The organism is Anaerorhabdus furcosa, from assembly GCF_900167375.1.
Lineage (GTDB): Bacteria > Bacillota_I > Bacilli_A > Erysipelotrichales > Erysipelotrichaceae > Anaerorhabdus > Anaerorhabdus furcosa.
Window position 1 is genome coordinate 22,165 of the sequence record NZ_FUWY01000008.1, and the last position, 11,919, is coordinate 34,083.

Below are 11,919 nucleotides of genomic sequence, written 5' to 3' on the forward strand. Positions count from 1 at the left end.
AAGAATATAGTCTTCAACAAATAATTATGAAATCATTATTTGAAAAATATACCATAAATAACAATAAATGAGAAAAATGTGAGTACCCCTAGCCCAAGAATGATACAAGTCTTGATTACATTTTTACCTTTATTCACATCATCATAGATGGAATTGATTATATCATTGCTTATATTTTTCTCTCTTACATCCTGTACATCTACATCTTTTACAAGTTCATCCAAGGTAAGTCCAAAATAATCGCTTAATAAAACTAATCGTTGAAAGTCTGGATAGGATTGACTTAGCTCCCATTTCGATATTGTTTGTCTTGATACATTTAGTTTTGCACCCAATTCATCTTGAGATAAGCCTTTGGTTTTTCTTAAAGTAATTAATTTCTCGTTAAAATTCATTTTTAACATCCTCTCTTTTCTATGCTTTGCAATTGCATCCAAAGTATAGCAATTACTTTAAAATAGTCTCAACCAACACTAGTTGGCAATTTGTCCACAAAGCTTAACAATTCAAGATTTTGGCTTCCTTCTTAGCTTAAATTTGATGTTTTTCTCTATTTCTTTGTTCTTAAACATATGATAAACATATTCGCATTGCTCATCTACACATAGATCATCAAATTCTTTATTTAATGAAATAAGTTGAAATATTTCATTTAGATCATTCAAATCTAATAAATTGACTGCGATACAATAGAAATTTTTCTTTTTTCCATTGTTAAATCGATTTAATAAAAGTTGAAGCATCTTCACTTTTTCTACTTGTTCCTTATTGTATCGTTCTACACCTATTGATTTTGCCCTACACAGATTATTAAGTTGATTTTCATGTGTAATAAATGAATCATAGTGATTAATTTCATTGTATTTATCACAAGGATATTTATCGCATTGAAAACAATATTCAACATGTTGTTCCATACTGCATTTGGCAATTCTGCAGGATTGATTTCCTTTTCCACATCCACCGCAATGATTACCCAACTTCATTGGACATAAACCACAATTTAAACCACACAATGATAAGAGCTGGTTACTTCTAACAAAATTTTTCATAATTTATTTTTCCTATTTAAGAAATTATAGCATCAATAAAGCACAGAAAAAACATGACATTCCTGTCATGTTTACTTAGATAACTCATAAATTTAAAATTACTTTATCTCACCTGTTGCTATTTTATCCAATTGTTCATAGCTAGGTACAAAGAATAAATTACCACTCACCGTACTAAAATAATCAAGAATACTATCATGAGAATCTGAATCTTTTCCTTCAAACATATGTTGTAACATTTGAAGTGTAATTGAAAAATCTTTTGAATATCCTAGAAAATAACTTCCAAAGATATTTTTTGATGGCTCTGCAAATGCAATATTAGCACGCATAATCTTAACTTCTTCGCCCATACGATCATGAGCTTTCGATATTTCTGTATGAGCGTTGCTTGGTTTTTTATCATCTGATAGTTCTAAATCATATTCTTTTGTACGCCCTACTACCAATTCTTGTTGCTCTATTGTTAATGTTTCCCATAAATCTAAATCAAATGTATATTTTTGAGCTAATACATAAGTACCATCTTGATAGGGATCGTTTTCATCATCGATGTAAACAACGTCTTGTGCCTCTTCAATATCAGGATTTTCAGTACCATCAACAAATCCAAAGATAGCTCTTCCATCACGAAAACGGAAGCCATGTGTTTCATCAACAGGATCAATGACATCTTTTAAAAGTTTATGAATGATTAACATCATTTCGTAACATACATCCATTTTATCTGCACGTATGTGAAAAAATAAATCCCCTTCTGTACTCACTGCAGTTTTTTCTTTACCTTTAATTTCACTAAAGCGTGCTAGTTCTTTTGGTTTTTCAGATAATGGAAATAATCTCTCCCATGCATCAGCTCCAATTCCCATTGCGAATTTAAAATTATCATAAGGAAACCTTATTTTCATACTATTCATTGTTGGATGAAGTCTCTCACAAAAATCTCGAAATGTATCTACAATAACACTTGTGTCTACATCTTTTTTAAAATTTACAGTGCACAAAATTGTACTTTGTGCTTGCTCAGGTATTACATCTTGATATCTCATATTCATTCCTCCATTTAATCTTATTATTGTCCTATTTTCCATTACTTTCAATCAATGTGCTTAGTAAAATGAGTTAAGTATACTAAATAAATCATATTAAATGATGCTGATTCCATTATAATTCTGGCATTCATACAGTTCAAAAAATAAAAAAAGATACCACTCAAAGTGATATCTTCTATGATAGTTTTAAATTATTTCTTAGCAGTGTACTTGCGAATATCAAGTGCAACTGCAACGATAATTACTAAACCTTGGGCAATGAATTGATATGAAGTATCTACACCTAAGTATTGTAGTGATGTTTTCATTAACTCGAATACCAATACCCCAAGCAAGATTCCTTGAACTTTACCAATACCTCCGGTAGTTGATACACCACCAATTGTACAAGCAGCAATTGCTTCAAGTTCATAACCAAGTCCTAAGTTAACTGAAGCTCCTCCTGATTTAGCAGCTAATAAGAAACCTGCAAAACCATACATAACACCAGCTAGTGTATAAATGCGAACTTTTGTAGCAGTTGTATTAACACCTGATACTTCAGCAGCATTTTCATTACCACCAATTGCATACATATATTTACCATGACGAGTTTTATTGTATAGGAACCAGAATACAAGTCCCATAACAATTGCAATAATCAATAACCATTTCAGTTTAAAGTCACCTATATCAAACCAACTACCCGATGCAATTGCAGTATAATCTTTTCTAAGTCCTCCAACTGGATCAGCTCCTGAATAAACTAAGTTGATACCATAAACGATTGTTTGCAGACCTAAAGTTGCTAGGAATGGTGGTACTTTTAAATAAGAAACAACTAATCCATTTACTAAACCAAACAAACCTGTTACCAAAATAACAATTACAAATACAAGTAATATATTCAATTGAGGTAAATTTTCAAAGAATTTATCTGTATAGTCTGCACGTTGTAACAATGTACAAGCCAATACACCACCTAGCCCTACTAAACGTCCTGCAGATAAGTCAGTTCCTTTAGTAATTAAACATCCACTAACTCCAAGTGCAATAATGAAACGAGGAGCTGTGTTTGATGCGATGTTGTTAAAGTTATTCCATGAGAAGAACCCTTTTTGAGTAAATCCAACAAAGAGTACTAAAAGAAATAATAATATTACAATCGCATTATTACTTAAATAATTTTTTATTTTTTTTGCGTCCATAGTTTTCCCTCTACTTCCCTTACATGTATTTCGTAGCAAGAGCCATAACTTTTTCTTGCGTTGCTTCAGTACTATCTAAGATACCTGTTACTTTACCTTCACACATTACCATAACACGATCACTCATGCCTAATAACTCTGGCATTTCAGATGAAATCATAATAATTGATTTACCTTGTTTTGCTAAATCTGTGATGATTGTATAGATTTCATATTTAGCACCAACATCAATACCACGAGTTGGTTCATCAAGAATCAAGATATCAGGATCATTAGCAAGCCAACGTCCAATAATAACTTTTTGTTGATTACCACCAGATAATGATTGAATTTGTGTTTTAGTCGATGGTGTTTTAATACTCATCTTACGAATGTTTTCATTAACCAAAGCATCTAATTTACGATTATTTAATACAAATCCAAAATCAAGATATTTACTTAATGAAGCAACCCCTACATTATCTGAAATAGATAATACGCCAAAGATTCCTGTCGCACGTCTATCTTCTGTTAATAAGGCAATACCTCTTTTAATCGCATCGCGAGGTCTTTTGATTTTTAATATTTCATTTTTATAAGTAACTGTTCCACTTATTGTATGACGTACCCCAAAGATTGCTTCCATTAGTTCTGTACGTTGAGCACCAACTAATCCTCCAATACCTAAAATTTCACCTTTTTTAAGTTCGAAAGAAACATCTTTAAATGATTTGGGACTAATTGATGTAAAGTTTTCTACCTTCAATACTACTTCTCCAGGAATGTTTTCTCTAGGAGGGAAACGGTTAGTAAGTTCACGACCAACCATTCGTTTAATAATAAGATCAGTAGTTAATTCACTTGATGGCCATGTTCCAACATAAGTACCATCACGCATAATTGTAACTTCATCTGAAATCTTTAAAATTTCTTCCATTTTATGAGAAATATAAATAATCGATACTCCGTTTGATCTTAAACGATTGATAATATCGAATAATCCTTCAACCTCATTTTCAGTTAAAGAAGATGTAGGTTCATCCATAATAACTACTTTCGCATTGACAGAAACAGCTTTAGCAATTTCAACAGATTGCATATTTGAAACTGATAATTCAGAAAGTTTCATTTTAGGATTAAAGTTCATATTTACTTCTTTTAATAGTGCTTCTGTTTCAGCATACATCCTAGTATGATCAATTATTTTTATTGGTCCAAAATTCTTTGTTGGAAAACGTCCACAAAAAATATTTTCAGCAATACTTCGATCAAGTATCGGTTGTTGCTCTTGTTGCACCATTGCAATACCACGTCCTAAAGCATCATGTGTATTCTTTATATCTACCTTTTCACCATTGAAATATACTTCTCCACCATCTTTATTATAGATACCAAATAAGCATTTCATAAGTGTTGATTTACCAGCACCATTTTCACCCATTAATGCGTGAACTGTTCCTGGTCTGATATTTAAAGATACATTGTCGAGTGCTTTAACACCTGGGAAGCTTTTACTTATATTTTTCATTTCTAAAATATAATCACTCATATATATTCCTCCCTAGTAGGTTTTTCTTGAAAAATTACGTGTGCGCTAAGGCACACGTAATTTAAGTTCGTAACTAATTATTATTTAATTATTTGAATTCTGCAGCGTTAGCAGGAGTAACTTTAACATAGTCTACCCAGTAGTATGTATCAAGTTCTTCACCTTTTGAAGCTTTAACAGCAGCATCAACAGCTTTGTGAGATTGGTTGATATGGTCATTTAATACTGTACCAGTCATTCCACCTGTAGATACAAGTTCAACAGCTTCAGCAAGAGCATCAACACCTACTAAGTAAATGTCTTCTCCAACTTTACGTCCAGCAGCTTCAATTGCTTGTGCAGCACCTAAAGCCATAGCATCATTGTTACAGAATACAACTTCAACTTCATCACCATATTTAGTTAAAGCGTTAGCAACGATTTCTTGACCTTTAGCTTGGTCCCAGTCACCACGTTGAGCATCTAATTCTTTTACTTTTAATCCAGATGCAGTTTGGTATTCTTCAATTGAGAATTGAGTACGGTATTGAGCATCAACGTTTTCAGGATCTCCAATAACCATTACATAGTTAAGAGTACCATCACCATTTAAGTCACCTTTGTTTTCAAGATCAGCAATTAATTGACCTTGGAATTTACCAGATTGACGAGCATCAGCTCCAACATATGTATACATTGTTGCATATGGATCAGCTGGTGTTCCATCTTCATTTTCATACATTGTCATATCTTCTGCAGATGGTTCACGGTTAATAAAGATACAAGGTTTGTTAGCTTCTTTACATTTTTCGATAACTGTTGCAGCAGATGTAGATTGTACTAAGTTAATGATAAGTACATCATAATCTTGAGTAATAAAGTTGTCGATTTGGTTAGTTTGTTCAGCTTGGTCACCTTTTCCATCTTGGATAGTAACTTCGTACTTAACGTCACTAGTTTTGTTTAATTCATCAACATAGTTTTGAATTTCGTTACGGTAAAGAGTCATGAAGTTGTCATCAAATTTGTAAATTGATACACCAATCTTTACAGTTTCACCTGTTCCAGTTGCTCCGCCTTCAGCTGGTGTTGCTGATGGAGTAGCTGGTGTGCTAGAACATCCTACTAAACCTAGTAGCATAGCTCCAGCAGCTAATAAAGCTAATAATTTCTTTTTCATTTTTTCCTCCCGTATACTTTAGTTATTGTATACGCTTACATGATAAAACATTTCTTTGAACATAGTCAACTGACATTCGATTTTTTTGTGTGAACAATGTGTTGTTTAGTAAAACAATGTCATTTTATTTTGTTTTTTCTAGAAAAGATACCAATTTGTGCATACTTGTGAATAGTTTACTAATCTGTACATAACGTCTTTTTACTAAACAATTTGACTTTTAAGTTTTTTTAAGATAAATTGTCTACGTCAGGGAGGTTTTCTGTATGGTTACGATTCGAGATGTCGCAAAAGCTGCAAATGTATCTATTTCTACAGTTTCTAGAGTACTCAATTACGACCCTTCTCTCAATGTACCTGAGGCTACAAAGAAAAGAGTTTTCGAGACAGTTGAAAAGATGGGTTACAGTAAAAAAGAAATCAAAATGAAGAATAATTACTCTAGAAATCGAGTAGGAATTGTTCAATGGTATACAAATGAAAAAGAATTAAATGACCCTTTTTACCACTCAATTCGAGTTGGTGTTGAATCAACACTCCACAATAACAACATTGAGATTGTGCGCTCATTCAAAGATGATGAAGATTACTTTACAAAATTAGATGGATTGGACGGCTTAATTTGCATAGGCAAATTTAGTAAGACTGAAATTGCAGAATTTCGAAAGATAACAGACAAGATTATTTTTATCGACATGTTTATGGAAAAAATCTACGTTAATACCATTGTCATGGATGTTCAAAATGCATTAAAAGATGCTATTGAATATTTGATTTCTCTAGGTCATCGTAGAATTGGATTCCTTGGAGGAATTGAATTTACAACAGATGGATTACGCTATAGAGATCAAAGAAAAAATTTCTTCGAAAAATATTGTTCATCATACAATATCGAATATTTAAAATACATACGAGAAGATCAATTTACTTCTCAATCCGGTTATGAAATGATGAAGTCAATTCTTTCATTGCCTAAACTTCCTACTGCGATATTTTGTGCTAATGACCCAATTGCCTTTGGTGCATTGAGTGCAATTAGTGAAGCTGGTTTAAGTGTACCCGATGATATCTCTATCATTGGATTTAATAACGATCCTACCTCTGCCTACGCTAATCCTCCACTAACTACCATCAATGTTCCTTCAGAAAAAATGGGTGAATTTAGTGCTCAATTCTTATCCATGTTTCTAAAGCAAAAAAAGATTTACCCTATGATGTCTATGGTTCCATGTGAACTCATCATTAGACAATCTTGTAGTAAACCAAAACAAACAAATAATTGGATATAAAAATGACATTTCAAACGAAATGTCATTTTTCATTAACCTTGTTTTTTCAAATATGGTTTTCCATTTGCAGCTGGTGCCTTTGATTTACCAAATGAGAATGCAAGAACAAGCAAGCAAACAACATAAGGTATTGCTGAAAGGATTGTTGGTGATAATCCTGTCATGTTTGTAGCTTGAAGTTGTAGTTGTATTGCATCAAATACACTAAAGAATAAACAAGCCGCAATTACACCTAGTGGTTTCCATCTTCCTAAGATTACTGCAGCAAGTGCTAAGTAACCACGACCTGCTGACATGTTTTCTTGGAAAAGATTCATTTGACCAAGTGATAAGTAAGCTCCACCTAGTCCTGCTAACATACCACTTACAATTACACACCAATAACGAATACGCCAAACATTGATACCTAAGGTTTCTGCTACTTTGGGATTTTCTCCAACTGTATGAATGCGCAAACCAAGTGGTGTGTGTCTAAATAAATACCATATCCCTACACCGACAATAATTGCCAAATAAAGTAATGGTGAAAAATTAGCCATGTATTTACCAATGACTGGTATATCTCTAAATATTTCTGTTGTTGGCAAATAAGCTACTGGATCAGAATTACCTGCACGGTTAAAAATTAAACGTAATCCAAATGAAGTAATACCCACAGAGAACAACGTAATTCCTGTTGCACTAACAGCTTGTGGTCCACCACATGAGATTGAAATAAATGCATGGATTAATGCAAGTAGTCCACCACCAACTGCAGCAGCAATAACTCCAAGTACTGGATTTTTGGTAAAATATGAAACAGCCATACCACAGAATGCACCAAATAAAATCATTCCTTCAATACCAATATTAGTAACTCCTGAACGCTCAGATAAAACACCACCAAGACTTGCGAATACAAGCGGTACTGCAGTAGAAATTGTCATTAGAATAATCGCTTCTATCGAAATCATTGTGCGCCCTCCAACTTCTTTTCTTCAATCATCTTTGTGCGATTCAAGCGTGCTTTCTTATATATCGTAAAAATATATTCAGCAGCAATGAATAAAATAATTACACCTTGCATAGCATCAACAATTGTTCTTGATACACCTACTGATGTTTGCATTGTTACAGCACCTGTTCGAAGCACACTGAATAATAATGCAGTAAGAATAACACCTACTGGATTTCCTTTTGCAAGTAATGCAATTGGTATACCATCAAAACCATAACCTGGATTATAGCCATCATATAACTTTCCAGAATTTCCTAAAATATCCATTGCTCCTGCAAGACCTGCAAGACCACCCGATATAATTAATGAAATTAAAATATTTTTCTTTGAACTAATTCCATTTGAATTGGATGCATTTTGATTTCCACCTACTGCTTTAATTTCATAACCCAATACTGTTTTTTGAAGCAGTATTCTAAGTATGATTGCTGCAATAATTGCGAATATGATACCAATACAAATTCTTAATCCACCATTTTGAATAAATGGAATCCTTGCTGTTGTCTCCACCCAATTCATCGCAACGAAATCGCTTTTGTCTGCTTTGAAATAAGTATTAATTAAAAATGAAACAACAGAGAATGCAACATAGTTCATCATGATTGTACTTATAACTGTATTAACATCTTTTTTAATTTTTAATAATCCTGGAATTACTGCCCACAGTCCACCAAAAATAAACCCTGCAAGAATCGCTAATGGCAAATGAACTAACATAGGTAATCCCTTAAGATATACACCCACAAGTGATGCACCAAATGCACCAAAAACTAATTGTCCTTCACCACCAATGTTAAGTGATTTACATTGATAAGCAATGGATACAGATAGCCCTGTAAAAATAAGTGGAATAGCTTTGTTAAGTGTTTGTGATATGGCTGCAGGTGATCCAAATGCTCCTCTAAACAACGCTGAGTAAGCTTCAATTGGATTCTTTCCTGTTGATAAAATTAGCAAACTTCCAAACACAAATGCGAATGCAATTGCGATTAAAGGCATTTTTAATTCGCTACATGTCTTTTTAATTTTATCCATTCGCTTTCGCCTCCCTTAATCCCAACATCATTTTTCCTATTTCTTCAACATCAAATTCTTCTTTCTTTAATTCCCCTACAACTTTGCCCATATGGAATACATACAAGCGATCGCATAATGCTAAAATTTCATCTAACTCAAAAGACACAAGTAAAATCCCTTGTTCGTTATTTCTAGCTTCTACAAGTGTATTATGAACAAACTCAATTGCACCTACATCCAAACCACGAGTAGGTTGTGAAGCTAAAATAAACTTAGGTTTATTGCATGTTTCTCTTGCTAGTATTATTTTTTGTTGATTACCACCTGATAAAGTAGATGCTAAACTATCTTTTGACATCGTACGGATATCAAAGTCCTTAATATTTTGTTCTGCAAAATCATTAATTGCATTGAATTTTAAGAAATAGTTTTTTGCAAATGGTTCATGGTAATGCTGTCCCAAAATCATATTCTCAGCAACAGAATAATCCAAGACTAAACCATCACGATGGCGATCCTCTGGAATATAACCTAATCCATCTGCTCTTACTTTTCTTACATTTTTTCGCTTGATGTTTTCACCATTTACTTCTACTTCACCCGTGTAATGTTTTAATAAGCCACTGACAATTTCAATTAATTCAGATTGCCCATTACCATCAATTCCAGCAATACCCACAATCTCACCTGATTTAACATCAATATTAATTTCATCAAGTGCTTTGTGATGTCCTTTAGTTAACGAAAGATTTTCAATTTTCAAAACTTCATCTTTTTTGATTGTTTCTTTTCTTTCTCTTCCACCAAGAACAACATCTCTACCCACCATCATTTGTGTTAGCTTTGACTCATCTACTTCATTGGTATTTACTGTTCCAATCAACTTACCTAATCTTAAAACAGAAATACGATTACTAATCTCTAGTACTTCATTAAGCTTATGGGTAATGATAATTACTGTTTTCCCTTTTGATACAAGCAAACGAATATTTTCAAATAACTCTTCAATTTCTTGTGGTGCTAAAACAGCAGTTGGCTCATCGAGAATCAATAAATCAACTCCTCGATAAAGAGCTTTTAATATTTCTACCCTTTGTTGCATCCCTACAGTTATTTCATCAACTCTTGCTTTTGGATCTACATGTAAGTTGTATTTTTCACATAACTCTTCAACTTCTTTAATTGCTTTTTTACGATCTAAGAATAATTTTGTACCTGTTTCTTGCCCCAGTACAATATTTTCTGCAATCGTTAAATTTTGAATGAGCATGAAATGTTGATGCACCATTCCAATTCCTCTTTCAATTGCATCCTTTGGATTTTTTAAAGATACATCTTCTTCATTAATTCGAATATGTCCTGCGGTTGGTAAATATAAACCATAAAGGACATTCATTAAAGTCGATTTACCTGCTCCATTCTCACCACAAATCGCATGTACTGTTCCTTTTTCAACATGAATTGTAATATCATCATTCGCTTTTAAGTTTCCAAAGTATTTGCATACATTAATCGCTTCTATTGCGTATGTCATTGATTCTCCTTTCTAAAAAGTTGTGAGTTTCCCCACAACTACTTTTTATTTATTAAATGCTGCTAAATCTTCTTTTGTTAATGGAACCTTAATTTCTCCATTGATAACTTGTGTTCTAATTGCATCAACTTGAGCTAAGATTTCATCACTTGCTACAGTGTTTACTAATTCAGTATTTGGGTTGTACATAATATCAACGCCACCTTCATTAATACCACGAGTTGTAATACCTGCTGATGATTTTCCACTAATAAATTCGCTTAATGCGTTGTATACTGATAAATCTACAGTTTTAACTTGAGAAGCAATAATTTTTTCTGGATTCTTATCAAATTGACCTAAAGCTGCTCCTAGTGCATATTTTCCTTCACCTGCATCTGTTGCAGCTTGGAAAACACCTAAGTTACATGCACCAGCAAATGATGCTACATAATCTGCTCCTTGAGTATATAAAGTGTTTGCGATTTCTTTACCCTTACCTACATCATTGTAAGTACCAGCATATATACCAATTACTTTCCCTGTAGGATTTGTTGTCATAAATCCAGCTTCAAATCCATTTTTTGCACGTTCTTGTAATGGTGATTCAACACCTGCGATATAACCAACTGTTCCCGTTTTTGTTACTAGACCTGCAAATGCACCAAGTACAAATGCTGCCTCTTCTTCTTTAAACATTGATGATACAACATTTGCAACTCCATCAACTTCAGCATCAAATGCTAAGATTGTTTTGTCTGGATATTCATTTGCAACTTGAACAACTGCATCTGCGAATGATGCTCCTGCACAAATTGCTACGTCTGCACCGTCATTAAATACAGCACGTAAGTTGTTTGCGTAGTCACCAATTTCTTTTGACTCTACCATTTTTACTTCAAATCCTAATTCTTCTGATGCTTTTGTAATTCCTGAGTAAACTGCATCGTTATACCCTTGATCACCAAGACCTCCTGTGTCAGTAACAAACCCAACAACAATTTTCTTGTCGCCACCTGTTTGCCCTCCGTCAGTTTTTGGTGCCTCACTAGAACATGCTACAAGCGATGTTACTAATAATGCTGATAATAAGATTGTTAAAATTTTCTTCATTCCTTTTCCCCT

General features: G+C 33.2%; 11 protein-coding genes. 1 reads left to right on the forward strand and 10 read right to left on the reverse strand.

Going from position 1 to position 11,919, the window contains the following annotated elements; all coding sequences use genetic code 11:
• Positions 1–35 precede the first annotated feature (35 nt).
• The 6 genes from B5D14_RS10910 to B5D14_RS10935 form a co-directional block, all read right to left on the reverse strand.
• Complete coding sequence (locus tag B5D14_RS10910) at positions 36–395, reverse strand: helix-turn-helix domain-containing protein (protein ID WP_078712664.1); 360 nt, start codon at positions 393–395, stop codon at positions 36–38.
• Positions 396–506: 111 nt separating this feature from the next.
• Positions 507–1,052 carry a DUF3795 domain-containing protein gene (locus B5D14_RS10915; RefSeq protein ID WP_078712665.1) on the reverse strand — a complete coding sequence of 182 codons (546 nt, stop codon included), beginning with the start codon at positions 1,050–1,052 and terminating at the stop codon, positions 507–509.
• Positions 1,053–1,150: 98 nt separating this feature from the next.
• On the reverse strand, positions 1,151–2,101 hold the full coding sequence (locus B5D14_RS10920) for a Dyp-type peroxidase (protein WP_159443793.1): 951 nt from the start codon (positions 2,099–2,101) through the stop codon (positions 1,151–1,153).
• Positions 2,102–2,295: 194 nt separating this feature from the next.
• Positions 2,296–3,291, reverse strand: coding sequence for a galactose/methyl galactoside ABC transporter permease MglC (gene mglC / locus B5D14_RS10925; RefSeq protein ID WP_078712667.1), 996 nt, complete (start codon positions 3,289–3,291; stop codon positions 2,296–2,298).
• Between the two features lie 19 nt (positions 3,292–3,310).
• Positions 3,311–4,819: a sugar ABC transporter ATP-binding protein gene (locus tag B5D14_RS10930; RefSeq protein WP_078712668.1), complete on the reverse strand. Its 1,509-nt coding sequence runs from the start codon at positions 4,817–4,819 to the stop codon at positions 3,311–3,313.
• An 88-nt stretch (positions 4,820–4,907) separates the two neighbouring features.
• Positions 4,908–5,978 (reverse strand): galactose ABC transporter substrate-binding protein, encoded by a 1,071-nt coding sequence (locus B5D14_RS10935; RefSeq protein WP_078712669.1) that lies wholly within the window; start codon positions 5,976–5,978, stop codon positions 4,908–4,910.
• Positions 5,979–6,244: 266 nt separating this feature from the next.
• On the opposite strand from B5D14_RS10935, the gene B5D14_RS10940 reads away from it, so the two are divergent.
• The gene (locus tag B5D14_RS10940; RefSeq protein ID WP_078712670.1) at positions 6,245–7,267 is read left to right on the forward strand and encodes a LacI family DNA-binding transcriptional regulator; all 1,023 of its coding nucleotides are present in this window, start codon (positions 6,245–6,247) and stop codon (positions 7,265–7,267) included.
• A 32-nt stretch (positions 7,268–7,299) separates the two neighbouring features.
• On the opposite strand, the gene B5D14_RS10945 is transcribed toward B5D14_RS10940, so the two are convergent.
• From B5D14_RS10945 to B5D14_RS10960, 4 genes are read right to left on the reverse strand one after another with little or no spacing between them, the layout of a single operon-like run.
• A complete protein-coding gene (locus B5D14_RS10945; protein ID WP_078712671.1) occupies positions 7,300–8,220 on the reverse strand; it encodes an ABC transporter permease in 921 nt (306 codons plus the stop codon).
• Positions 8,217–9,299, reverse strand: a complete 1,083-nt coding sequence (locus B5D14_RS10950) for an ABC transporter permease (RefSeq protein ID WP_078712672.1) — start codon at positions 9,297–9,299, stop codon at positions 8,217–8,219. Before B5D14_RS10950 ends, B5D14_RS10945 begins: the two co-directional genes overlap by 4 nt.
• Positions 9,292–10,815: an ABC transporter ATP-binding protein gene (locus B5D14_RS10955; protein WP_078712673.1), complete on the reverse strand. Its 1,524-nt coding sequence runs from the start codon at positions 10,813–10,815 to the stop codon at positions 9,292–9,294. Before B5D14_RS10955 ends, B5D14_RS10950 begins: the two co-directional genes overlap by 8 nt.
• 45 nt (positions 10,816–10,860) lie before the next feature.
• On the reverse strand, positions 10,861–11,907 hold the full coding sequence (locus tag B5D14_RS10960) for a BMP family lipoprotein (protein ID WP_078712674.1): 1,047 nt from the start codon (positions 11,905–11,907) through the stop codon (positions 10,861–10,863).
• Positions 11,908–11,919 lie beyond the last annotated feature (12 nt).

What these genes read in the sequence shown, in the direction of transcription:
- B5D14_RS10920 (WP_159443793.1), bottom strand. Translation starts at nt 2,101, where the DNA reads ATGAGATATCAAGATGTAATACCTGAGCAAGCACAAAGTACAATTTTG.
- B5D14_RS10930 (WP_078712668.1), bottom strand. Translation starts at nt 4,819, where the DNA reads ATGAGTGATTATATTTTAGAAATGAAAAATATAAGTAAAAGCTTCCCA.
- B5D14_RS10945 (WP_078712671.1), bottom strand. Translation starts at nt 8,220, where the DNA reads ATGATTTCGATAGAAGCGATTATTCTAATGACAATTTCTACTGCAGTA.
- B5D14_RS10915 (WP_078712665.1), bottom strand. Translation starts at nt 1,052, where the DNA reads ATGAAAAATTTTGTTAGAAGTAACCAGCTCTTATCATTGTGTGGTTTA.
- mglC (WP_078712667.1), bottom strand. Translation starts at nt 3,291, where the DNA reads ATGGACGCAAAAAAAATAAAAAATTATTTAAGTAATAATGCGATTGTA.
- B5D14_RS10960 (WP_078712674.1), bottom strand. Translation starts at nt 11,907, where the DNA reads ATGAAGAAAATTTTAACAATCTTATTATCAGCATTATTAGTAACATCG.
- B5D14_RS10910 (WP_078712664.1), bottom strand. Translation starts at nt 395, where the DNA reads ATGAATTTTAACGAGAAATTAATTACTTTAAGAAAAACCAAAGGCTTA.
- B5D14_RS10935 (WP_078712669.1), bottom strand. Translation starts at nt 5,978, where the DNA reads ATGAAAAAGAAATTATTAGCTTTATTAGCTGCTGGAGCTATGCTACTA.
- B5D14_RS10955 (WP_078712673.1), bottom strand. Translation starts at nt 10,815, where the DNA reads ATGACATACGCAATAGAAGCGATTAATGTATGCAAATACTTTGGAAAC.
- B5D14_RS10940 (WP_078712670.1), top strand. Translation starts at nt 6,245, where the DNA reads ATGGTTACGATTCGAGATGTCGCAAAAGCTGCAAATGTATCTATTTCT.
- B5D14_RS10950 (WP_078712672.1), bottom strand. Translation starts at nt 9,299, where the DNA reads ATGGATAAAATTAAAAAGACATGTAGCGAATTAAAAATGCCTTTAATC.